Source organism: Paenibacillus sp. YIM B09110, assembly GCF_037167145.1.
In the GTDB taxonomy this organism is placed as follows: Bacteria; Bacillota; Bacilli; order Paenibacillales; family Paenibacillaceae; genus Pristimantibacillus.
The window spans coordinates 34,541-58,307 of the sequence record NZ_JBANSP010000008.1 but is presented as its reverse complement, the minus strand read 5'-3'; the positions used below and the strand labels follow the sequence as shown (position 1 = coordinate 58,307).

25 protein-coding genes are annotated in these 23,767 nt (G+C 50.1%); 12 read left to right on the top strand and 13 right to left on the bottom strand.

Translation table 11 applies throughout. The annotated features are described in order from the left end of the window. Window position 1 precedes the first annotated feature (1 nt). Genes V8F51_RS14120 through V8F51_RS14110 form a run of 3 tightly spaced genes read right to left on the bottom strand, consistent with a single transcriptional unit; the run spans window position 2 to window position 2,314 of the window. Complete coding sequence (locus V8F51_RS14120) at window positions 2–466, bottom strand: RidA family protein (protein ID WP_337100920.1); 465 nt, start codon at window positions 464–466, stop codon at window positions 2–4. 51 nt (window positions 467–517) lie between these two features. After that, complete coding sequence (locus V8F51_RS14115; protein WP_337100919.1) at window positions 518–1,657, bottom strand: alanine racemase; 1,140 nt, start codon at window positions 1,655–1,657, stop codon at window positions 518–520. Continuing rightward, complete coding sequence (locus tag V8F51_RS14110) at window positions 1,658–2,314, bottom strand: helix-turn-helix transcriptional regulator (RefSeq protein ID WP_337100918.1); 657 nt, start codon at window positions 2,312–2,314, stop codon at window positions 1,658–1,660. A 198-nt stretch (window positions 2,315–2,512) separates the two neighbouring features. On the opposite strand from V8F51_RS14110, the gene V8F51_RS14105 reads away from it, so the two are divergent. The 6 genes from V8F51_RS14105 to V8F51_RS14080 all read left to right on the top strand — a co-directional run bounded on the left by V8F51_RS14105 (window position 2,513) and on the right by V8F51_RS14080 (window position 8,870). Further along, a complete protein-coding gene (locus tag V8F51_RS14105; RefSeq protein ID WP_337100917.1) occupies window positions 2,513–3,553 on the top strand; it encodes a CobW family GTP-binding protein in 1,041 nt (346 codons plus the stop codon). A 139-nt stretch (window positions 3,554–3,692) separates the two neighbouring features. Then, the gene (locus tag V8F51_RS14100) at window positions 3,693–4,235 is read left to right on the top strand and encodes a hypothetical protein (RefSeq protein WP_337100916.1); all 543 of its coding nucleotides are present in this window, start codon (window positions 3,693–3,695) and stop codon (window positions 4,233–4,235) included. A 280-nt stretch (window positions 4,236–4,515) separates the two neighbouring features. Continuing rightward, window positions 4,516–6,999 carry an EAL domain-containing protein gene (locus tag V8F51_RS14095; RefSeq protein ID WP_337100915.1) on the top strand — a complete coding sequence of 828 codons (2,484 nt, stop codon included), beginning with the start codon at window positions 4,516–4,518 and terminating at the stop codon, window positions 6,997–6,999. 204 nt (window positions 7,000–7,203) lie between these two features. Further along, window positions 7,204–7,908, top strand: coding sequence for an IMP cyclohydrolase (locus tag V8F51_RS14090; RefSeq protein WP_337100914.1), 705 nt, complete (start codon window positions 7,204–7,206; stop codon window positions 7,906–7,908). Window positions 7,909–7,927: 19 nt separating this feature from the next. Next, window positions 7,928–8,491 (top strand): TlpA family protein disulfide reductase, encoded by a 564-nt coding sequence (locus V8F51_RS14085; RefSeq protein WP_337100913.1) that lies wholly within the window; start codon window positions 7,928–7,930, stop codon window positions 8,489–8,491. Further along, window positions 8,481–8,870, top strand: a complete 390-nt coding sequence (locus tag V8F51_RS14080) for a ribosomal maturation YjgA family protein (protein WP_337100912.1) — start codon at window positions 8,481–8,483, stop codon at window positions 8,868–8,870. The genes V8F51_RS14085 and V8F51_RS14080 overlap by 11 nt, the downstream gene beginning before the upstream one ends. On the opposite strand, the gene V8F51_RS14075 is transcribed toward V8F51_RS14080, so the two are convergent. After that, complete coding sequence (locus tag V8F51_RS14075) at window positions 8,867–9,538, bottom strand: AlkZ-related protein (RefSeq protein ID WP_337100911.1); 672 nt, start codon at window positions 9,536–9,538, stop codon at window positions 8,867–8,869. The two genes, V8F51_RS14080 and V8F51_RS14075, sit on opposite strands and share 4 nt — an antisense overlap. A gap of 158 nt (window positions 9,539–9,696) precedes the next feature. On the opposite strand from V8F51_RS14075, the gene V8F51_RS14070 reads away from it, so the two are divergent. Next, entirely contained in the window at window positions 9,697–10,509 is an 813-nt protein-coding gene (locus V8F51_RS14070) for an alpha/beta fold hydrolase (RefSeq protein ID WP_337100910.1), read from the top strand. Window positions 10,510–10,563: 54 nt separating this feature from the next. Beyond that, the gene (locus tag V8F51_RS14065) at window positions 10,564–11,247 is read left to right on the top strand and encodes a hypothetical protein (protein ID WP_337100909.1); all 684 of its coding nucleotides are present in this window, start codon (window positions 10,564–10,566) and stop codon (window positions 11,245–11,247) included. Between the two features lie 57 nt (window positions 11,248–11,304). Here the strand turns inward: V8F51_RS14065 and V8F51_RS14060 are convergent, their stop codons facing one another. After that, window positions 11,305–11,952 (bottom strand): hypothetical protein, encoded by a 648-nt coding sequence (locus V8F51_RS14060; RefSeq protein WP_337100908.1) that lies wholly within the window; start codon window positions 11,950–11,952, stop codon window positions 11,305–11,307. 158 nt (window positions 11,953–12,110) lie between these two features. Here V8F51_RS14060 and V8F51_RS14055 point away from each other — a divergent pair, with 158 nt between their 5' ends. Both V8F51_RS14055 and V8F51_RS14050 read left to right on the top strand, forming a co-directional pair. After that, the gene (locus V8F51_RS14055) at window positions 12,111–13,157 is read left to right on the top strand and encodes a LacI family DNA-binding transcriptional regulator (RefSeq protein ID WP_337100907.1); all 1,047 of its coding nucleotides are present in this window, start codon (window positions 12,111–12,113) and stop codon (window positions 13,155–13,157) included. 19 nt (window positions 13,158–13,176) lie between these two features. Further along, window positions 13,177–15,366, top strand: a complete 2,190-nt coding sequence (locus V8F51_RS14050; RefSeq protein WP_337100906.1) for an alpha-galactosidase — start codon at window positions 13,177–13,179, stop codon at window positions 15,364–15,366. A 151-nt stretch (window positions 15,367–15,517) separates the two neighbouring features. Here the strand turns inward: V8F51_RS14050 and V8F51_RS14045 are convergent, their stop codons facing one another. Together V8F51_RS14045 and V8F51_RS14040 are read right to left on the bottom strand one after the other, a co-directional pair. Continuing rightward, entirely contained in the window at window positions 15,518–16,024 is a 507-nt protein-coding gene (locus tag V8F51_RS14045; protein ID WP_337100905.1) for an SRPBCC domain-containing protein, read from the bottom strand. A gap of 184 nt (window positions 16,025–16,208) precedes the next feature. Continuing rightward, window positions 16,209–16,508 (bottom strand): hypothetical protein, encoded by a 300-nt coding sequence (locus tag V8F51_RS14040; protein ID WP_337100904.1) that lies wholly within the window; start codon window positions 16,506–16,508, stop codon window positions 16,209–16,211. 283 nt (window positions 16,509–16,791) lie between these two features. Between V8F51_RS14040 and V8F51_RS14035 the strand changes: the two genes are divergently transcribed. Beyond that, on the top strand, window positions 16,792–17,613 hold the full coding sequence (locus tag V8F51_RS14035; RefSeq protein WP_337100903.1) for a MerR family transcriptional regulator: 822 nt from the start codon (window positions 16,792–16,794) through the stop codon (window positions 17,611–17,613). A gap of 37 nt (window positions 17,614–17,650) precedes the next feature. After that, entirely contained in the window at window positions 17,651–19,399 is a 1,749-nt protein-coding gene (locus tag V8F51_RS14030; RefSeq protein WP_442956432.1) for an ABC transporter ATP-binding protein, read from the top strand. 45 nt (window positions 19,400–19,444) lie between these two features. On the opposite strand, the gene V8F51_RS14025 is transcribed toward V8F51_RS14030, so the two are convergent. From V8F51_RS14025 to V8F51_RS14000, 6 genes are all read right to left on the bottom strand, one after another. After that, the gene (locus tag V8F51_RS14025) at window positions 19,445–20,176 is read right to left on the bottom strand and encodes an MOSC domain-containing protein (protein WP_337100901.1); all 732 of its coding nucleotides are present in this window, start codon (window positions 20,174–20,176) and stop codon (window positions 19,445–19,447) included. Window positions 20,177–20,330: 154 nt separating this feature from the next. Further along, window positions 20,331–21,008 (bottom strand): TIGR00266 family protein, encoded by a 678-nt coding sequence (locus V8F51_RS14020; RefSeq protein ID WP_337100900.1) that lies wholly within the window; start codon window positions 21,006–21,008, stop codon window positions 20,331–20,333. An 81-nt stretch (window positions 21,009–21,089) separates the two neighbouring features. Then, entirely contained in the window at window positions 21,090–21,503 is a 414-nt protein-coding gene (locus V8F51_RS14015; protein WP_337100899.1) for a hypothetical protein, read from the bottom strand. A 32-nt stretch (window positions 21,504–21,535) separates the two neighbouring features. Further along, window positions 21,536–21,958: a hypothetical protein gene (locus V8F51_RS14010; protein WP_337100898.1), complete on the bottom strand. Its 423-nt coding sequence runs from the start codon at window positions 21,956–21,958 to the stop codon at window positions 21,536–21,538. Between the two features lie 19 nt (window positions 21,959–21,977). Then, a complete protein-coding gene (locus tag V8F51_RS14005; RefSeq protein ID WP_337100897.1) occupies window positions 21,978–22,415 on the bottom strand; it encodes a hypothetical protein in 438 nt (145 codons plus the stop codon). 15 nt (window positions 22,416–22,430) lie between these two features. Beyond that, window positions 22,431–23,753, bottom strand: a complete 1,323-nt coding sequence (locus tag V8F51_RS14000) for an SPFH domain-containing protein (protein WP_337100896.1) — start codon at window positions 23,751–23,753, stop codon at window positions 22,431–22,433. Between the last annotated feature and the right edge of the window lie 14 nt (window positions 23,754–23,767).

Below are 23,767 nucleotides of genomic sequence, written 5' to 3'. Positions count from 1 at the left end.
CTTAATCGCGAATCTCGGCGATCAGCTCGATTTCAACAGGCGTATGAAACGGAAGGTCACTCGTCCCAATCGCGGAGCGGGCGTGACGGCCGTTCTCGCCGAACACCTCAATAAGCAGATCGGAAGCGCCGTTCATGACGTAGGGCTGATCGCCAAAGCCCGGCGCGCTGTTGACGAAACCGAGAATTTTGACAATCTTCACGACGCGGTCAAGATCGCCGAGGTAAGCCTTCATAGCGGCAAGCAGATTGATAACGACTTGGCGTGCCGCCTCTTGGCCTTGCTCAATCGTTAGATCCGAACCGACCTTGCCTTCATACATAAGAATGCCGTTAATGCGACAATCGAAGCCGGACGTATAGATGAGGTTGCCGGTTTGGTTAACCGGAATATAGGAGAACTTGGGCGCCGCTGCTTCTGGCAGCGTAATGCCGAGCTCGGCAAGCTTTTGATCAATAATGGACATTTGGGGACAACTCCTTTGATATAGTACATAGTAGGTAGATAAAGCTCTTCATTATTCGAGCATACCTCGGGCGGCCACGGGAACTTTGCGAGGCTGGCCGTCGGCATCTACGATGTATACCGAATTGTGCAGGTTGACGGTGCTGCAAATATGGTTAGGAATTAGGGTTAGCCGATCGCCGACGCGATAAGCGCTGCTTGGATGCACGGATATCATGCCGTGCTCTTCATTCATTCGCACAAGGACAGCGCCCGGATCGCCGACTATGTGGGCGAAGCCTTTGAGAAAGAGCGGCGCATTGCCGGGCTGCACATCGGTCGCGAACGTCTTGCTGCCTCCGTCGACGATGATTAGATCGTCGGCTGGACGGCTGACGACCGTAGCATGCACGGTCGCGGCGCAATCATCAAGCGAGCATACGCCGAAGGCGGCTTGCATCCGGTCTTGATAAATATAAGTGCCCGGACGAATCTCGGTCACGCCTTCGATCTCGGCCGCGTAGATCGCGGTCGGCGTCGAACCGACGCTGACGTCCTCGATCGCGATGCCTGCGTCGCGAAGCAGCTGCGCAGCTTCGCTCATAAGGCGGCCTTCCTCATGTCCGGCCGCCTGCAGATCGAGCGTCGAGGCGCCGCCAAGCATCGCGCCCCGGTAAGTGAAGATGCCGCTCAAGCGAATGCCGCCAAGCGCATCGATCTGCTTAGCCAGCGCTACGGCGGCGTCTGCGCTTACGCCTGTACGGTGCAGGCCGGTGTCGATTTCCATCCGGACCTCCAGCACCGAGCCCTTCGCGACTGCCGCCTCGGATAGGCGCATTGCTCCATCCAAGCTGTCAACCGCCACGATGATGCGCACGCCAGCATGGCTAAGCTCTATCGCACGTTCGATCTTCCTCGCCCCGACCAGCGAATAAGCGATGAATATATCTCGAATCCCGCCTGCGGCCATCACTTCGGCTTCGGAGACTTTGGCGACGGTGATGCCCTTCGCTCCAGCCGCTAGCTGCCTCAGCGCCAGCTCCGGCAGCTTATGCGTCTTCGCATGCGGCCGAAGCGCCACGCCGCGGCGGGATGCTGCTTGCGCCATCGATTCTATATTGGCGTCAATTCGGCTGTTCTCGATGACGATGCATGGCGTCTCAAGTTCATCAATGCCGCAGCCAAGCTTGCCCTCTGCCTCAATCTCGCTCATCTACGTCAGCTCTCCTTCGGAATCGTTTTGCTTGGATTCATCCAAGTAGCTGTACAATGTATATTTCGATATGCCCAAGTAACTGCATACTTTCTCGCCCGACTTCTTAATGAGAAACGCGCCCTTCTGATCCAACAGTTGAATAAATCTGATCTTGTCCTCCTTGCTCATTACCGCTGCCGGTCTTCCGATCGTTTCTTGGGTCTCCTGAATGAGCGTATCGAGCAGATCGCCGACGTTGCTGACGAACGATTCGCGAACGGGCGCTAGACCGCTGGCGGTAAGCGACTGCAGCGTCTTCTCGGCAATCATGAGATCGGTAATGTCGAAGTTGATGCACAGAGCGCCTATAATCGTTCCTTCATTATTTTTAATATACATCGAGGTGGAGCGGAGCAATCGTCCGTCCTTCGTCTGCGTGACATAGTTGTGGCGGTTATCGCCGGCTGCGGTGCCGCGCATAATCTCAAGTCCAAGATTCGTGCCGGGATCGCCGACCTTGCGGCTCGTAACATGACCGTTCTCGATAACGACAATCGTGCTGTCGACCGGCTTCGACCAATCATGGACAACGACCTCGCAATTGTCTCCGAATTGGGCAGTTATGCCTTGTGCCAATTCCGTTAGAAATAGTAGCTCCTGCGATATGGATTCCATTCGATTCCTGCCTTTCATGCCTTCCTTCGATCATATGGTACTACCGTCGCATTCAGAAATCAAACAAAAAGTTAGAATGGCTAAAAAAAAGTAAGGTCGGATTTCCCCTGAGGATGAACAAACGTAATAATTACGATATAATAGATGACGTAAAAGACAGAATTACCGATTACACAACGGAAACGGGAGTATGCCTATATGGAACAGCATGAACGTCTTATTCCAGTACATTTGCTGTCTGGATTTCTTGGCAGCGGCAAGACCACGCTGCTAACTAGAATGCTTGATTATTATAAAGAGCAGGGCTTGAAGCCTGCCGTTATTATGAATGAGCTTGGCGATACGAATCTCGACGGCCAACTGCTAGGCGAGGAGGTGCCGATGGCGGAGATGCTGAGCGGCTGTATCTGTTGCTCAATCCGCGGTGATCTTGGCGTGGAGATCAGCATGCTCATTGACGAGCATCGGCCTGACGTTATATTCATCGAATCGACGGGAGCGGCGAATCCGATGGAGACGCTTGACGGCGTAACGGAAGCAGCGCTTTACAAGCCGATCGATCTGCGATCGGTCATAACGGTCGTAGACGGACCGGAGCTGCTTGCGCGCTCGCGCAGCGGCAAGGGGCGCACGTTCAAGCTGATGCAGGAGCAGATCCGGTGCGCTACCGTTCTGCTGCTCAACAAGGCGGACAAGCTTGATCCGGAGCAGCTAGTCGAAGCCCAGCAGCTGCTGGGTGACTTGAATCCGCATGTGCCTGCAACGGCGACCGTTCGCTGCGCAATCGACGATTGGAGCTGGCTGGAGCGGGCGATGAGCACGTCCGGAGCAGAAACAATCCGTCCATCCAAGCCGAGTAACGAAGCCAACGAACGCGGACATCTCCACGAACATAACGATGAACACCGCCACGAACATGCCCATCACCATTCGCATGATCATGTCATGGTCGTGACCCATTATTGGCAAAGTCCGATCAGCAGCGAGGCATTCGAAGAACTTCTTCAACAGCTGCCGGACAATATTTACCGGGCAAAAGGTATCGTCACGTTCACAGACGCGCCAAGCCGCTTTTTGTTCCAATACGCATATCGGGAATCGGATTTCATGCGAATCGAGCCGCAGGGCAAGGTGAATGATGTTGCCGTATTCATTGGCGAGCACTTCGAGAAGGACTGGCTGCTGCGCCAGCTGAAGAAGCTGGAGGAACAGGGGCGAGATCAGCAATCGGAGAATTAGCTACGAGCAGATACCCAGCTGATTTTGTCGAATAATGCCATTTTCATGTCTATAGGACGTCGTGCATGGGCAAAATAATCCAATAGAGGACGGCATCCTCTTGAGCATCACGATTCTATAGGATGAAGGAGTGGCATACATGTCAGCAAAATGGTTCATACCGGCGCTAGCTTTATCTGCTCTATTGTTCGCAGCCCCTGTCTGTGTCTGGGCAGCAGAAATTCCGGAGGCTAACATCTCTGAGCAGCAAGCGCAAACGCCGGGAGACGCGAAGCAGGAGCATCATCATGGGCATATGACGCGCAAAGATTTCGAGGCACATCGCCTTGAGCGCCTGAAAGAGATGGCGCAATACTTCGGCATTGACACATCGGGCAAGACGGCGCAGCAGCTTAAGCAGGAGCTTGAGGTTGCGAAGACGTCCAATAAGGACAAATGGGAAGCCTATAAGGCTGAGCATAAAGCGAGAAGACTGGAGCATCTTCGGGATATTGCCGCCAAGCACGGAATTAAGACTTACGGCAAGAGCGAAGAGCAGCTGCGCGAAGAATTGTACAAGCTCCACGGCGGCAGAGGCAGAGGCCATGGCGAGCAGCCTTCCGGCGGCTGGCATATTCATGAGCAAGATGGGGAGCAAGTGCAAGAGCAGGAACAGAAGCAGCAGGTCGAAGAAGCCAAGTAGCAGCCATAATTGCTGAGGCGAGAGGAAATAAGTTCTGTTGCTGGCTAATAATGAAGAACCGTTAGGCAAGCGATTTGCTTGCTTAACGGTTCTTTTTGCGTGTATAGATGCAGAAACATGTGACACGCTAGCGGTGGCGCTTTTTGTCGATTATTTTACATGTAAACTTATACAAATAGCATTGTAATGACTATATTTTGTCAAGTATACTAGACCCATATCATATTTTGACATATTACGTCGATTTATGCTTGTCCAACATGGAGGGGCTGATAGAGTAATGAGGAAGTTTCGCTTAAGCATCGCCCAGAAGCTTGTCATATCCTTAGGGATGCTTATACTCCTATCATTCGGCATATTGGTTTCGGTCCATCTTGGCAAGCTTTACGATACGAATCTTAAAGAGAGCGAGCTGCTCGCACAGACCGAGTCTATGGCTTACTCCCATCAGTTCACGAAGGAAATCGATGAGACGATTGCGATGCTCCAAACATTAAGAACAATGATGACGCAGATGCGACAGGATCAAACGCAAAATCGTGAAAGTGTTGTCCAAGTGCTGCAGAAGGTGCTGGAGGAGCATACGAATGTGCTTGGCGTATATACATTATGGGAAACCGATGCATTCGATGGTCAGGACGGGCTGCATCGAAACCGGCTAAGCTATGACGACGAGACCGGAAGGTTCATCCCTTATGCCGTTCGCATGGGAGATGAAATTGCAGTACTTCCTGTTCATAACTACGAGGACGAGGTCGAAGGCGCATTTTATCAAATTCCGAAACAAACGAAACGGTTTTCAATTATTGAGCCTTTTATGTATGAAGTAGAAGGCAGGCAGCTTCCAATGACTTCACTGGTGTTGCCGATTTTGGACGATCAAGGCGAATTTCTAGGAATGGTTGGCGCCGATTATTCGCTTGAGGAAGTTCAGGCGCAGATCGAGAAGATCCATCCGCTTGGCGGCTATGTGAGTATTATTACATCAGACAATCGATATCTTGCTAACGGACGCAATTCCGAACTTGTGATGAAGCCTTACATAACATGGCCAGGCGAAGACGGGAACGAGCTGCTGAGAAGCGATAAGCCGGAGCTGTATTATACAGATGATTCTGAACAGACAGGGAAAGTATTCAGATTGTTTTATCCCATTCCGATCAAGGATCAGCTGTGGCATTTCGAAACGATTATTCCAAAAAATAATATGCTGGCCGATTTCAAAAAAAGCTTAGCCGATTCCATTCTTATTTCCATTGTTGCTCTTTTCCTGGTGTCTGTGATTATTATTTTTTTGGTCCGTATCATTATATTGGAAAACATCCGCAAGGTCATTCATGTAACGAGCGCTGTTGCGGCGGGCATTATGGACCATAAGCTTGACATCCAATCGAATGACGAGTTCGAATATATGGCGCACCAGTTCAACAAAATGATTGATCACCGCATTGAGGCGGAGCAGTTGATCGAATACCAGGCGACACATGATCTGCTGACCAGCCTGCCGAATCGCAACGCCTATCATCGTTATATTGAAAATCTAATATTATCCGGCATACCTCGCCAAGGACATTTTGTTCTGCTGTTTATCGATTTGGACCGTTTCAAGGTCATTAACGATACACTCGATTATGGAAGCGGCGATAAGCTGTTGAAGCAGATTGCCGATCGGATCGTCCAAGCGGTAGGGACGCAAGGCAAAGTGTTTCGCTTCGGCGGCGACGAGTTCATTGCTCTGCTGGAGGATGTCAGTCATCTGCATCGGACGCTAATGCTGGCTGACGACGTACTGTCGGCAATTGCCGAGCAAATCGTCATTAATGAGCGGATGTTCTACATTACGGCGAGCATTGGGATGAGTATTAAGAGCGAGCTGGGAATAGAGATTGGCGATCAGCTTGTGAAAGAAGCGGATATTGCCATGTACGTGGCGAAGAAGGAACGAAACACTTCGAAAATGTACTCGCCGTCCATGAACGATGTGCCGAAGAAAGAGCTTATGCTCGAGAACAGCCTGTATAAGGCACTCGAGAAAGGAGAGTTCACCCTCTTCTATCAGCCGAAAATTGAGATGACGACGGGCCGGATTTACGGCGCAGAGGCGCTCATCAGGTGGAAGCACCCGGAATTCGGCATGGTGTCGCCGCTGGACTTTATCCCGATTGCGGAGAAAACAGGCTTCATCATTCCGCTTGGGGAATGGGTTCTGCATACAGCTTGCCAGCAAATCCGCGAATGGGAGCGGATGGGGATGACGGACATGTCCGTCAGCGTAAATATGTCGATGCTGCAATTCCAGCAAAAGCATATCGTCCATACGATCGAACGCATTATTTCCAATGCCGGCATCAGGCCGGGGCAGATTGAGTTGGAAATAACCGAATCGATCTTCATGGACAATGCGGAGCATACGCTCAAAGTGCTGCATGAGCTCCAGAACCTTGGAGTGAAGCTGTCGCTGGACGATTTTGGCACCGGTTATTCGTCGCTAAGCTATCTTCAAAATATACCATTGCATACGCTGAAACTCGACAAATCGTTCATTAGCGACATCGTATCGGACTTCAAGAAGCAGATGATATTCAAGTCATTGATCGTCATTGCCCATAACTTGAACCTGAAGGTTGTAACCGAAGGCGTCGAGACGCAAGAGGAACTCAGCATTATTCGCGAGCATAATTGCGATGCCGTACAAGGCTACATTTACAGCCCTCCTGTGCCAGCGGCGCGTTTTGTAGAAATTTATTTGCAGCATAACCAATAGCGAGCAGGAGATACCGTCTACTAGAAGGCGGTATTTCTTTTAGAAATATAAGAAAGCCATAAAATGGAATACTTATACTTTGCTTATATTTCTCCGGAATGAAACGCGCCTCGCCGCCAAAGGATGGCGTTAGCCGTTTCACCTTGTCCAAAGTAAAGCTATGATAATTAAATTATAAAAAACATACAAAGGTGGAAGGCCGGAATGACTTTGTTCGAACAGCAGCTTTTTGCAAATCCTTATCCCGGAAGAACGCTAGCAATTGGCATGACACCTTCGGAAGAGTATTACGCGCAAATCTATTGGATCATGGGAAGAAGCGACAATAGCCGCAACCGTGTGTTTGAGCTTCATGGACAGAATGTGAGGAACGCGGCTTATGATCCGGCGAAGCTCGAGGACCCCTCGTTGATCATCTATTACCCGATTCGGGTTTGCGGCGAGCAGCATATCGTATCGAATGGTGATCAGACGGACACGTTATATGACGGATTTACGCAAGGGATATCTTTTGAGGATGCGTTAAAAGAGAGACAGTACGAGCCCGACCCGCCGCATTACACGCCTCGCATTTCAGGTGTAATCGACACTCATGAGCGCCGTTACAGCTTATCGATCTTAAAGTCGAATAACAATGATCCGTCCGTCTGTATCCGCAATTTCTATCACTATAGTTCCTTTACGCCTGGAATAGGGCATTGCATACATACCTATAGAGCGGAGGAGCAAGGCGTATTGCGGCCTTTCCTTGGCGAACCTATGGAGGTGCCGATTTTTGATTCAATCGAAGAAACGGCTGAATTTTATTGGCGCAACCTTAACGAAGACAACAAAATTTCGTTGCTAGTCAAGTTTATTAGCGTGCAGGATCATTCCGTACAGTATGTCGTACTGAACAAAAATCGATAAGAGGCGGAGGCCGCTAAAGGTGACGAAGAAAAAGCTGCTCTCGGCGATCGCGGGCTTGCTCGTAACGACGGGTATTGTCGTTGGCGTGTTTCTGGTATTTCGGTTCGTGTTGCAGTCTGCACCGCTTGAGACCGTGATGTCGGAACAATACGGCAACCGTATGATCGACTTTGAATTGGCGGATATGAATGGCAATACAACACGAGTATCCGCATCGTCAGGAAAGCCGAAACTGATTAACTTCTGGGCTTCATGGTGTCCGGGCTGCCATGACGAGGCAGAGTCACTAAACCGCGTCTATGCGAAGTATAAGGATGAGGTCGAGATCATATCCGTGAACGTCACGACGGAAGATACGGTAGAGGAGGCACAAGCGTTTTTGGATGCGTACGACATTCAAATGCCTGCTTTGCTTGATGAGGATGGCACGGTGTCCGCACAGTACATGATAACGGCTATCCCGACTAATTTTTTCGTCAAGAGGGATGGCACGATCGATAAAATCACATACGAGATTACAGAGGCCGGCGCTGAGGCGTTCATTAAAGAGCTGTTAGACGATAACGAGGACGATGAAAGCTAGACTCTATTATGGAGCAGCTATTCTCTTTCTAATTGCTGCGGGTCTTTGTGTAAGACGTTATTCGGCTGCGTTTCCTCCATTTGTATCGGACCATTTTGGAGACGGGCTGTGGGCGTGCATGATCTATTGCGGCGTTCGATGCTTGTGGGTGAACAAGAGGGTAGGATGGGCGGTCGTCATAAGCGCAGCCATTTGTTTCGGCATCGAGTTCAGCCAGCTCTATCAAGCGGATTGGATCAATGAGATCAGAGATACGACCATTGGCACTTTGGTCCTTGGCCACGGATTTCTGTTTGTTGATTTAGTCAGATATAGCATTGGCATTATGCTGGCGGTGATCATAGATGGAATGATGAAACGCCTAAGTCCGCGGACTTAGGCGTTTAGTTTAAGTTTTTTGGCAAAATAGCTATACGACTTGTCCGTCGTACATAACTCGCGAAGACTTGCTTGAATCCGCTCTTTGGCCTGCTCGATTGATGGATCCGCTAGCGGAAGCTTGTCCTGAAGCTGCTCGAGCCAATAGTCTGACGTTTCGTAGCACATGCTGCTCCAGCCTCCGTCATGATCGCTTTCTTTCGCTCCGGTAATGACAATGTCTCCGAAGTTCTGGAGTTGAACGAGCGCGGACTCGTAATCCTTCTTCTGCTCCTTCGCATCAAGCCTGGCTGCTTTCCGTAATTGCCTTGTATCTATGTTGCCTGCCTCACGGATAAGCTCGTACAGCCTATAGGCATGTGTCGATAATAGCCCGTCCCGATACCTCTCTTCTACCGAAATTCCACCCGATAGTAACAACCGAACGAGCGGAAAGGCATCGACATGAATGAAGGAGGCCTTCGTACCGAAAAACTTCCCGTACGCCGCATAACCATCCTTCACAATGCGTATGCGCCATAGCCAGGGGTCGAGCTCTGTGCCTGTATGCCATTCATTATCGGCTGTTGCAGCGGTAAGTGAAGGATATCCAGCTACGAGATCGGAGAATGGAAATATGCGATAGCGGATAACTTGCTCGACAAACTGATCATAGGTTGTCTTACTCATTTTTTTATCAAAAGCCCCCCCACAATGGATATGCTGAAACCTACTGTTAATTATATCCATTGTGAGTTTGGTTTGCTATAGACGATTAGGCCATCACCCATTGCCGGCAAGATGCGTATGCTGATTGTATTGAGGATTGAGCCTAGGGAGGAATCGGGATGGGATATTTTGTGGAAGTGGAGACGGATGTGAAGATCTATGTGGAGGACGTGAATCCGTCCAGCAGCAAAGTGATCTTCTTCATTCATGGCTGGCCGGCTAGCCATAGGCTGTTCGAGTATCAGTTCAATGTGCTGCCGGCAATGGGCTATCGTTGTATCGGTATCGACCTTCGCGGCTTCGGTCAATCCGACAAGCCGTGGGACGGGTATGGCTACGATCGGCTGGCGGACGATATTCGCTGTGTCGTCGAAGCGCTTGGGCTGCGGAGCTTCGTGATGGTCGCACATTCGGTTGGCGGAGCGATTGCGATCCGTTATATGGCGCGTTACCAAGGGTACGGCGTGAAGAAGCTCGTACTGCTCGCCGCCGCCGCACCTAGCTTCACGCGTCGTCCGAATTTTCCGTATGGGCTGGAGAAGGCTGATGTGAATAAGCTTATCGATGCGACGTATAATAATCGACCGCGTATGCTGCAGGATCTCACTTATATGTTCTTTTACCAGAATGTCGGCGAGCCGCTCGCGGATTGGTTTTTTCAGATGAATCTCCAGGCAGCGGGTTACTCGACAGCAGCGGTGCTGGAGTCGTTAAGGGACGAGGTATTGTTCGGCGATCTGCCTTGGATTAAAGTACCTACTTTGATCCTGCAAGGCATCCATGACGAGATTAGCAAGCCGCCGCTGGCAGAAGCGCTGCATGAGGGGATTGCCAACTCACGCTTAATCTGGCTGTATAACAGCGGTCATGGATTGATGTGGGAGCAGCGGAATGAGGTCAATGACGAGATAAGCAAGTTTATTGATCGATGAAGCAACCTATAGAGATTGCGCCCCGTCTAATATGGAAAATAGAGGGGGATTGCAATGAAGCGATTAATCGGGGGCCGCTATGCTGTTGCCGCCATGTTATTGATCGTGCTTGCCTTGTTTTCGGCAGGCTGCGGAGGAGGACAAGGCGGATATAAGGATAATGTCTTAATTGGCCACTTTTCAAGAGTGGATCACGAACAAGGAAAGGTCATCGTCGACATCTCGGAGTGGGCCCATCGGAATGATAAAGGTCCGGTTCGGAATGATTGGGGAATGGTGTATCACGGCAAGCAGACGAGCAGCACTGTCGTTCGCAACGAATCAGGAGAGAAAGTCGAGCTTGCAACCTTAAAAAGCGGCCAAAAAGTGCGGATCTATCCGCCAGATCCAAGCAATGAAAAGATCGATGAGGTTGTTGTCATGGAGATGACCAATCAAGAGAAGTATAAGCGTATGGGCTTAATTGCTCAAGGCAATAACCAGCTTTATACCGTTCTCGTAAACGGGCAAGCTGCCGGTGATCGATATGATGACAGCAACATGGAGCAAGAACTCCATACCGCCTTACAAGGGGGGCTTTCCTTGATGGAATATGATCCGAAAGCAAATGAACTCGTCGATATAAAGGACGAGTTCGAGCTTAAGTCGTTCCCGGCCTTTCTCGTATTTGATAATGAGAAATTGGTTTACAAGACATATAAGACAGATGAATTGGAGAAATTTCTGCAATCGCAATAAAAGAAGAACGGCTGGCTTAGAGGGGGGGCCCCATTAAGCCAGCCGTTTCTTTCTACCTTAGATCGTCCACTGCGAATGAACGATTGCGCTCACATACCAAGCGCCTTCATATTGCTCGAGCACAAGGATAAGGCTCTCCCAATCCATGCCTTCATACTGGGCATCGAAGCCGCTGAAATGATAATCAACCGTGTAGCTTTCAGGGAATACATCCTTTATATTGACGAGCGTATTGCCTTGGCCGATAATCTCGTCTTCGCCGACGTTCTCTGTCTCGATGAACGGTTTGTCATAGACAAACTTATCGTAATATTGCTCGAAGGTGAGTGCGATCGGTTCGCCGGAGCCGTCATAAGCACCCCAAGTATGAATGGTCGTATCGGTCAGTGCAGGCAGAGCATCTGCCTGAAAGGTGAGCGCGGATGCTTGATCAATATGGGCGTAAGGAGAGAATAGCAGCCCTTTGACCGGATGAACGAGCGAAGCAAGCATCGTTAGATCTTTGTTCTTAAGCACTTGAACAACAGCATCTGCGGCTTCATGGGTTGTTGCATAGGTGGGGTTTGGAGCCTCGGTCTCGCTGACTGCCGGGCTAGTTGGGCTTGTTGTCGGCTCGTTCTCATTGGAATTGATATTGCCGCCATTAGCTGCACACCCTATTAAGAGTGCGGTTAGCGCGAAGGCAAACAACAGTTTCTGTATCATCATAATCACCTCAACTGGTTATTCATGAATGTTATTGTATGATGTCAGACGTAATCGGCATGCGAATGTTGCAGACGGACTTGTCATGAAAGCGCTCATTTGCTAAAATAGGCGTTGTAACGTTTAGTAAATTTATTAACTAAATTAGAAGGTGGAACATGGCAACAATCAAACAGATTGCGACAGAAGCCGGTGTTTCCGCTGCCACCGTATCTCGGGTGCTTAATAACGATATGACTTTATCCGTCAGCGAAGAGACGAGGGCGCGCATCTTTAGCATTGCCGAACAGCTCCAATATAAGCCGTCCCGATTGCGGCGAATGAAGAAAGAGGAGCTGCTGTCGAGGCAGCAAGTAGGTTTGCTTATGTGGTCATCGATTGAGGATGAGCATAACGATCCCTATTTCTCTTCCATACGCAAAGGAATTGAGACGCGATGCGAAGAGCTAGGCCTCTCAATTGTAAAGGTGCTTCGCGGTAATGCTCGCGCTGAATGGCAATCTTTGCACGAGTTGGACGGTCTCATTGTCGTCGGTTCGATTAACGATCAGGATGTCAACTCACTGTATGCGCATCGCGACCGGATCGTGTTTCTGAACCATAGCACGCCTCCTCACGATTGCGATTCGGTCAATCTCCATTTCGAACAAGCGATGAAGGACGTACTTGGCCATTTATTTACTCTTGGCCATACGAGGATCGCTTTAATCGGCGGGGAAGAACGTGTCCATTCGCTAGGGCAGCAAACGCAGCAAGTTCAGGTAATTCTCGATCCCCGCAGCTATCATTTCGAGCTGCTCATGCAGGAGCGAGACTTATATCGTCCTGAATTTGCGATTACTGCAGATTGGTCAACCGGCGGCGGCTATGACGCCATGAATCGGTTGCTGGATCAAGCGGAGCTTCCAACAGCTTGCTTCGTTGCAAGCGATCCGATGGCAGTCGGCGCTTTGCGCGCCCTGCATGAGCGAGGAATATCGGTACCGGAGCAGATGGCGGTCATTGGATTCGATGATATCGAGCTGTCCGCCTATTTGAATCCGCCGCTTACGACCGTTCGCGCCCATACCGAGCAGATGGGCAGAACAGCAGCGCAGTTGCTGCTGGAGCGCATTGAAGGTCGCGAGGCGGCCGTTCATGTAAGGGTCAATACGACATTGATGGTAAGAGAAAGCTGCGGTCACGATTTAACGAAATTACATTAATAGGTTAGGGGATATAACCATGACTATTCATTATGATGAACAGAAAGCATTATTCCATTTGCAATCCAAGGAAACGAGCTATGTCATCCAATTAACGAAGCAAGGGTACCCTGCGCACTTGTACTGGGGCAAGAAGGTCCGCGGCCTGCAACTAGACCGATTGCTTGAGCTTAAAGAACGCGCATCGTTCAGTCCTAGCACGGATTTGAGCCAGCTTTCGTTGTCGCTCGATACGCTGCCGCAGGAATATCCGACTTACGGAAGCTCCGACTTCCGGACACCTGCTATTCAAGTTGCGCTGCCGAACGGTTCAACTGTTACGGAGCTAAGCTACGAATCGCATACGATTCGCAGCGGAAAGCCGGCGCTGGCTGGATTGCCTTCTGTATACACGGAGCAAGACGACGAGGCGCAAACTTTGGAAATAACATTGAAGGACGAGCTGACGGGACTCACTGTCGTTCTTTCCTATACCGTCTTTGAGAACTTCGATGCGATTACACGATCGGCAACCATTACGAACAATGGCAGTTCAACACTGCAGTTGCAACGGGCGCTTAGCATGAGTCTTGACTTTGCGCATGATCGGTTCGAAATGCTTCAATTATCGGGTGCATGGACACGCGAGCGTTATGTGCACAAGCGCAAGCTCGAGCCTGGCATGCAATCTGTAGAGAGCCGCAGAGGCTCAAGCAGCCATGTGCAAAATCCGTTCATCGCGCTGCTAGCTGAAGGCGCCGACGAGGATCATGGCGATGTGTATGGAGCAAGCTTCGTATACAGCGGCAACTTCATTGCCGGCGTTGAAGTCGATCAATTCCATTCGGCTAGGCTGTTCATGGGCATCAATCCATTCGACTTCAACTGGCAGTTGGAAGCGGGTGAGCAGTTCCAGACACCGGAGGTTGTTCTCGTTCACTCCGATCAGGGACTTGGCGGCATGTCGCGCAGCTTCCATGATTTGTATCGCTCTAGGCTGATTCGCGGCCAATTCCGCGATCAGACACGTCCAATTCTCGTCAACAACTGGGAAGCAACGTACTTTAATTTCACCGCAGACAAGATCGAATCGATTGCAAAGGTCGGACAAGAGCTGGGCATCGAATTATTCGTACTCGATGACGGCTGGTTCGGCAAACGTGACAATGACACGACATCGCTGGGCGATTGGTTCGTAGACCGCAACAAGCTTCCTAACGGTCTTGAGGATCTCGTTAGCCGCGTGAAGAAGCTTGATATGCAGTTCGGACTTTGGTTCGAGCCGGAGATGATCTCGCCGGAGAGCGAACTCTATCGCGATCATCCGGACTGGTGTCTGCATATCGATGGGCGCAGACGGACGCAAGCCCGCCAGCAGCTAATTCTTGATCTAAGCCGTGCTGACGTTCGCGAATACATCGTACGCGTCATTTCGGATATTCTCTCCAGCGCGCCGATCACCTACGTGAAGTGGGATATGAACCGCAATATGACCGAGATTGGTTCGGCGCTTCTGCCGGCCGACCGCCAACGCGAGACGGCACACCGTTACATGCTTGGTTTGTACGAAGTGCTTGAGAAGATCACAAGCGCATTCCCGCATATTTTGTTCGAGAGCTGCTCGGGCGGAGGCGGACGTTTCGATCCGGGAATGCTGTATTACATGCCGCAGACATGGACGAGCGACAATACCGATGCGGTATCCCGCTTGAAAATTCAATACGGTACAAGCATAGTGTATCCGGTTAGCGCAATGGGCGCGCATGTGTCGGCTGTACCGAACCATCAGGTTGGCCGGATCACATCGCTTGAGACGCGCGGCAATGTCGCACTGTCGGGCAACTTCGGTTATGAGCTGGATTTGACGAAATTTACGGAACAAGAAAAGGAAACCGTTAAAGACCAAGTAGCGCTGTATAAGGAAGTGCGTCATCTGGTGCAGTTCGGCGACTTCTACCGCTTGCTTAGCCCGTTCGAGGGCAACGAGACGGCATGGATGTTCGTGGCGAAGGATAAGAGCGAGGCATTCGTTGTGTTAGCTGCCGTTCTTCAAGAGCCGTATCCGAAGCTGGACCGCTTCCGTCTGAAGGGCCTTGATCCGAACCGCGATTATGAGCTGGTTGGCGAGGAAGGCGCATACGGCGGCGATGAGCTGATGCATGCCGGCCTTAAGATGCCGCAGTTCCACGGTGATTATGCCAGCCGTGTCTATCGTTTCCGCGCGGTGTAGGCAGCCTGCTGATTACTTGATGGATGTTCGATAGGTTTGGTCAGCCATACAAAATAACCGTTCTTTTGCAAGTGGCGAGGAAACCCGCCATCTGCGCAAGGAACGGTTTTTTTTGTCTTCTTACTTGTCCATGAGGGCATGAAGGCGATCCTTATGCTTCTACACTACGCAAATGTTCGGACAGGCGAGACCAGGTCTGATCCATGCTTTGTATGAGGCCCATTTCCACTGTTCGCTTCAAAGCGCCCGATGAGACGAATTCAACCCGGTTAGTTAGCTTAGTCTTGCCTTGAACGTCTTCGAACGTGACGGTTACGAGCAAGCCGTCGTTAGCTTCGATGACGCCGTTCTCGTCGGATATGTAATCCTCATAGACGAGCTTGTCCGGCATTGCGATTTCGCGATAAATGGCCTTCCCCCATGATTTTGCCTGACCATCCTTGAATTCCAGGCAATATTGCCACGCCCCTCCTGGCCGGAGATCGACATTGCATATCGTTAGATTCCAGTCCCTTGGCCCCCACCAGCGTACGAGCTGGGCCGCATCCGTATACGCTTGAAACACAAGCTCTCTCGGCGCGTTGAAACTCCGTTCGAGCATGAGGATGTTGCCTTTAGCTTTTGATTTTAGTTTCAATGCTTCCTTTTTCTTAAACATGCGGTTCTCCTTTAATAAAACGATTTGCAGCTCTTATCGCAAGTGTAACTTTATTCTATATAGCCTTAATGTCGATTTCAATGCCTTTCATACATAAAAAAAAATAGGAAGGGGCAGAATCATCTGCGTCTTCCTATTTTCGTTATGGAACTAACATTAAAAAGCTCTTTCTTAAGCATGAATGTTAGTATGTAGAGGCTTCTGAAAAAGCAGCAATGAATGCTCCCAAGAATAGGACGAGGAATATGACAGAGATGATGCTCCAAATAAGTGCCCACAACAGATAAGCTTTATAATAGTTTTTCTTGGTTGGGTTGCCTTCTCCGAAAGCCCATACGAACATCATGATAATGTTGACGATAGGAATGATCAGAATAAGCATTTGCAGCAACCAATCCTTTACACTAATGACCGGCGATACTTCCTGATTCGGATTGTACCCTCCGTTGTAAGGATTGACTTGCGGCTGATTGTTGTAATCCAATTGATTCGCTCCCTTAAGTTTAATTAACGTTGTCACACAACGGTCACAGGTTTATTATAACGGGATCGAAGTTTATTACAATCCCTTTTTTGCTAAAATCCCCCTAATTAATCAAAAATACTACTAAACTTGTCCTAAATTTCGATAGATTAATAGTTTAATGGACAATTGTATAACATTTTCGTTTTGAAAAATTTGTCGATTAGTTGGTTGTGAAATAACGATTTTGCTATTGCTCCTGACGTTGCGTCAAGTCTTATACTAGAGACAAGGAGGTGCGGAGATGGAACAAAATATGAAGTCTAATCATAAGTACGGTATAGGCGCTTTTGCCAAGCTGACAGGAGTAACAGAAAGGGCGCTTCGGTATTACGACCGCAAAGGGCTGCTCGCGCCGTCTAGCCGCAACGAGCACGGTCACCGTTTTTATACCGAACATGACCTGCTCCAATTGCAAAAAATACTAACGCTTAAATATTTGGATTTTTCATTAGAGGAGATTCGAAGTTACTTAGAGAAGCCGGAGGTCGATCTACAGCACTCGTTGGCGGCACAATATGAAATGCTGCTGCAGAAGCAGAGACAGCTTGAGCGGGTAATGGAGACGATCTCGCGTATGAAGAAGCTATTGGATGGGGCGGGCAAGGTCGACAGCAACCTGCTGCTCGTTTTCATTCATAGCATTCAGCATGAGGAGTTGCAGCAAGAGTGGCTGTCGCAGCAAATGCCGGCATCCGTCGTCGAAGCTATCTTTATGAAAGGCATGTCCAAGGAAGCCCGTCTGGAGCAGGAGAAGGCGATGATCGCCATATTGCTGCAGTTAAAGGAGTTCTATCAACAAGGCAAGGAGCCGACGGAGCCGGTGGTCATGGAGAAGGGGGCGGAGCTGGTTTCAATGCTGGAAGGGCTGCTGGCTCCAATAATGGGCGAGCTTACGGAGCAAGAACGCGCCCAGCTTGAAGAGTTGGGAGAGAGGGAAGGGATGATGGATCCGTTCTTATTCCCGAACGCTTTTACGCAGGACGAAGAACTTTATTTCGCCAAAGTGTTCGAGCACATTGAGGCGCTTAAGTCGATTACCGGAGGTGAGCGCAGTGAAGGATAAGGGAGTGACGGAATCTGAGACGACACGTGCAACCGGCATGAACGTCGGACAATTTGTCCGACTCATTGCGAAGCATAAGCCGGCAACATGGCTGATTGCAGCCGCTATGCTGCTAGGAATTGGAGAAACGGCTCTATCGCTAACGATTCCGCTGCTTACAATGGATATGGTCGAAGAACTGTCAGCCTCAAGCTTGCGGGCGGTAACGATTGCCGTGCTGGGGACGGTATTTCTGACGCAAACGGCGATGTCCGGCTTCTCGGTCTATACGATGTCATATATTGGCCAATCCATCATAAGCGGCTTGCGGCGGGAGGTTTGGGAAAGGGTATTGAAGCTGCCTGTTCCGTTCTTCGACCGGAATAGCTCGGGAGAGACGATGAGCCGCGTTACGAATGATACAAACGTCATTAAAGACTTTATTATTGGGCATGTTATATCGTTTTTGGGAGGCATTATCTCGGTTATCGGGGGCGTTATTCTGCTGCTGACTATCGATTGGCGTATGACGCTGCTCATGCTTGTAACAGTACCGGCTGCTTTGCTCATTTTATGGCCGCTTGGATCGAAGATGTTCAAGGTTTCCAAGTCGATGCAAGATGAGACGGCGTTGTTCCAAGGCGATCTGGGACGCGTTTTGTCCGATATTCGGCTAGTAAAGGCATCGCTAGCCGAGCCTTTGGAGAAGCGGCAAGGCAGCTTCCGCATCAATAGGCTGCTCCAATTCGGTCTGCAAGAAGCGAAGATCGTAGCGATTGTATCTCCGCTTATGATGTCGGTCATGCTGCTAATTCTTGTAGTGCTGATCGGTTACGGAGGCGTAAGGGTTGCGCAAGGGTCGCTAAGCGGCGGAGAATTGGTAGCTATTATTTTGTACATGTTCCAAATCGTGATGCCCTTTACGCAGATGGCCTCGTTCTTCACGCAGTTTCAGAAAGCGATGGGCGCATCGGAGCGATTGCAAGAGCTGCTGGATGAGCAGCCGGAACAATCGGAAACGGATTCGGAAGGCGTCAACAAGCATGCAGCAGCTGCGACTTCGGCGGCAAATAAGCAGCCAATCGAGTTCGTAGATGTGGGCTTCGGTTATACGTATGACCGCCCCTTGCTTCAATCGCTTACGCTCACAGTGGAGCCCGGAAAGATGACGGCCTTCGTTGGGCCAAGCGGCACGGGAAAAACAACGTTGTTCTCGTTAATCGAGCGGTTCTATGAGCCAAGCTCGGGTTTCATTACGTATGGCGAGCAGCCGATTGCCGACATGCCGCTAGACGAATGGCGCGGACGAATTGCATATGTCTCGCAGGATAGTCCGATGATGGCCGGAACGATTCGGCATAACTTGACCTACGGGCTGGATCTCGAAGCGGAAGACAAGCTGAGGGAGGCGATCGAGCAGGCGAACTTGACCTCGTTCTTAGAATCGCTTCCGGACGGGTTTGATACGGAAGTAGGCGAGCGGGGCATAAAGCTGTCCGGCGGCCAACGCCAGCGCTTAGCCATTGCCAGAGCGATCTTACGCGATCCTGATATCTTGCTGCTTGACGAAGCGACGGCACATTTGGACAGCGAATCGGAGCAACTGGTGCAGGAAGCGCTGCAAGCGCTGATGCAAGGAAGGACGACACTCGTTATCGCTCATCGGCTGTCGACGATACGCGGCGCCGATCGGATTGTTATGCTGGAGAAGGGGGAAGTGACAGGCCAAGGAACGCATACGGAACTCATGGAATCGCATGCGCTATATCATAAGCTTGTGCAGCAGCAAATCGTTGCGGACAGCTAGTCCATCGCAAATAGCCGTCCGCTCCGCGTAAGTCCTGTCGGGCGGTTATTCCGTTACATAAACAGCGTCACCGATAGATAGTGTACCGGTCTGCTCTACATTAGCATAGACGCCAAAGTTCAGACCGAATTTCTCATTCACGGTTCTCAGCAACGAGCTGTCCTTCTCCAGCCGATCAGGATCGATCGTGATCATAGAGCAACGGTCGCATTCGGATTTCACATGAAGTGCTATATCTCCGACACGCAGTTGTTTGCCGATCCATTCGCGTTCATGACCAGCATCATTGTTGACGGCTATCACGATATTCGCTCTAAAGCGTCGGTAGTCCAACGACTTGCCCCAAGCGTCCGCAAGCAAACGCAGCGACCGATCCGTAATAATGAGTATGCCGTCGCTATCTACAGCCAACACGCCATCACGGTCAGGGGCATACTCCAACAGGGTGAGCTTATTTTTCGAATGGGATTCAATCTCAGCTAACAGCTCTTCGTTCCATTCACGAATGCGGCTGTCTGGTCCAGTGATCTGGACCTCAGGGAAAGCATGCGCTGTGCCTTCGCCAACAAGCTTAGCTTTATATTCGAGCATCCCCGCGTAATTGCGGGCGGTGTAATATCGATCCCAGCCTTCCTTCGTCTCATCTATAAAGGCGCGCGCACGGTCGCCATATAGGCCGTGAGTATCGACTTGACTCGAAGACAAGCTCTCGCCTCCGAAAGATTTAACAGGATATCTGTTCAATTGAACGATGGTTCCTACTGGTTGAATCGACATTGTAAGTAAGCACCCTTTCCATACAGTATACTTTGATATAAAAAGGGCAGAGAAGCCGGTTCGTGCAAGCTCCTCTGCCGTATTCAGCATTAGTATAATCGAAAATGCCGCGAATGAAACGCGCTTCACCGCTGCAAGGACGGCGTTAACCGTTCTACCTTGCCGGTATGAATTGTTTCACCCAGTTGCCGAAGCCTGCCGGATTGCGGCTTTGGACAAGGATTACGCCTTCGCCGCGGAATCTGCATACGAGCGCTTCGCCGCTCGTTATGCTGGAGAACCAGCCCTTCGATGCCTTCTCAATGGTGTACTGCATATAGCTCGGCCATGCGACCAAATGCCCGTTATCGACAATGACCTCTTCGCCTGGTGCGAGATTAATCGCGTGTATGGCACCGTACGAGGAGAGGAATACAGTGCCTCTGCCGCTGATCTCGACGATGAAGAAGCCTTCGCCGGAGAACAAGCCTTTCGCTAGATTTTGCATTTTCGTATTAACCTGAATACTGTCCGAGCCGGCCAGGAAGCCGTCCTTCTGCACGTTGAGCGTGTAGCTTCCGTCAAGCTCGATGGATTGAATATCGCCCATTGCGGTAGGGGCGAGCAGCACCTCTCCATTTCCCCTTGCAGCGGTCATTTCTTGGAAGAAAAACTTTTCCCCGCTAAGCATTCTTCCGAAACCTCTCATTAGTCCGCCGTCGACCGTGCCAGTCAGATCGATCGTTGGCGACATCGATACCATTGCGCCGGACTCGGCTTTCACTTTCTCGCCCCGATTAAGTCCTACCCTCAGAAGCGCGAACGCTCCTTGGTACAGCACCTCGTATTTCATATGTATTCCTCCCATCAGTTGAAATGTTATCGTCGTTCACATAGGTTAAGTATAATCCATTTCTACCTTGGAGCGTTAGGTTTAACCGTATACAAGAAGCGTATCGCAATAATCACAATTGCCAGTTTGGTTAGATTGCAACTGCTTCTTCGCTCCGCAGCCCGGGCAATCAATCCATTTAAACGTCGGACTGACGCTTGCGGGAGGCGACACGACCGGATTCGATGGCTCAGGACGATTTGGAAGAGGTGATGCGGCGTTGATGGCATCGTACGCAGCTTGCCGCTGCGCTCGTTTCTTTTTGCCGCTGCGATCAATCAATTTTATTCCTAACACGTTAAGCACAGCTCCTGGAGTAACAAATAGGATTAGAGCAATAGTAATTACAGTTGCAGCATCTTCCCCAGAAGGAAGCCCAATTAAAGCTATCATGAATAAAATGCCGAACAGCAGCACAGGGACTCCAATAATTAGCATAAGTATTCCCCAAAACATAGTCGAAGCCTCCTTATCTTATATCGTGGCCGCTATCGGTAGGAAAGTGTCGAGCCGCAATAATCGCAATTACCGGTTTGGTTCGGCTGCAGCTCTTTCTTTGCTCCGCAGCTTGGACAGTCAATCATTTTCGGAGAACCGGAATTGATGTTGGAACGACTGCTGCCGTTAGCATTCGACGGAGGGGGATACGGAGGAGGAGGCGTGACAATAATCGGATTTTCCCGAGCATGTCGTTCAGCATCTTCTATCGATTGGATGTAGCTCTTATAATTTTTTCTACCAAAAATAATTAGACAAATACCCGGAATGATCATAATAGCAATGTATACGGCAACGCCTGCAAGAATATCATTTAATTCGTTTCCCATAAAAAAGGAGTAATTGACGCTTGCGCCTACCCCTATGAGCAATAAAATAACGCCAATCACTTGCTTCGCTTTTCCCGGTTTCATTTGGTAATCCTCTTCTCGCTTATTTGACTGTCAGCAGTTGTTTGTTCCGCAGCTTAATTTGTTCGCTTATCGTTATGATTTTATCTCGAAGCATATGTAGTGCGGATTCGCGATCCTCATGTCCGTTAACTGCGCCAATCTGGGAAGGCAATTGATTGATATCCGCAATGAGATGCTGCTCCTCGTTTACGAGAGACGAGTGAATGACGGGATCGCTGTATTGAATGAGCTCTTTCAGCGCAAGCAGACGGTTCTCGAATTCTTGTTGCTGCTCTTCCTCCAACTGCTTAACTTCAAGCAGTGCTTCCTGCATAACGACTTGCAGGTAACTCCAAGCTTTAGCGGAGTCTGCAGTTTGCCGCTCTCGCGCGATGAACGATCGGGCATACCGATAGATAAAGGGACTTGCCGGTATGAGAACGAGAATAAGCAAGATAATTCCAATAAGGATGAGCATTCAGCGCACGCTCCTTTAAGTGAGATTATGGCCGCAATCCCTGCAGAAACGTTGATTAGGCTCTACGTTGCTCCCGCAATTCGAGCATTGCAGCAGGTTATTGGTGCCGCAATGCGGACAGAACTTGATGTCCGAGTCGATTTTCTCTCCGCAGCCCTTGCATGGCTTTGGAAAATCAGCTCCGCATTTGTCGCAATGAGTACTTCCTTGTTCACAATCGGCTCCGCACCCCGGACAAGGGTTATACGGATCTCCGCAATTGGAGCAAAATTTCGAATGGCTAGCTATAGGCTCGCCGCATTTGTTGCAGGAGTGAAGCTTAGGAGCGGGACCGCCGCCTGTACCGACAGTGCCCGCGAGAGGTTTGCCGCAGCCGTTGCAGAAGCGAGAGTTGATATCGTTTACGCTATTGCAGGAAGGACAGGTTCTATTCGATACGCTCGAACCCGTATTCAAGATGCCGCCAAGCTGGCCCATCTGATTGCCGAAAGCTCCGCCAAGGTTAGTACCCATGCCGAAGCCAAGGCCGGCGCCAAGCAGAGACGCCTGAGCGCTGCCTTCGTTTTTGGCTGCCCCTTCAAGCGTATCGAACGTTCTCTCTTGCTGATAGTTGTACCCGATAATATCCATTTCGGCTTTGCGTGCAAGCGCGTCGCGGAGCTTGACGATCGACGGATCATCCTCAGGCGAGCTGATGGAGTCAATGTAGAAGTTGTGGAGCAGGATGCCGAACGGCTCAAGCATCGTCTTCACTTTAGCTTCGACATGGGCGGAAATCTCGCTAATATAGGCGTTAATCTCCAATATGCTTATTTTTTTAAGAACGAGATAGGAGGATAATATTTCATTGATATTCATCATAAGCACGCCGCGGATATATTTGGACAGGCTGTTTTGCGTGAACTCGCTGACCGTACCGACGAGCTTGACGAGAAACTTGCGCGAGTCCTCGATCGTAATGCCGAACTGGCCGAACGCTCTCACGGGCACGATGACATTGTATTTCGGATCCTGCAGCTTGACGGGGGAGGCTGTGCCCCATTTCACATCAAGCACGGTTGCACGGTTCACGTACCATACCTCCGCAGTGAACGGCGACTTGCCGCCAAACGGAATATTAATGAGATCTTTCAGGAAAGGAATGTTGTAAGTGCTAAGCGTATGCCGCCCAGGTCCGAATAAATCGAGCGCCCGGCCTCCCTTGAACAGGATAGCCTCCTGCGATTGATTGACGATAAGCTGAGTCCAAGTGCCCATCTCTTCATTCGGATATTTCCACGCGAACACGTCAGGACTTCCATCATATTTGACAACCTCTACTACTGCCAAATGATTCACCTCTTATATGCTGA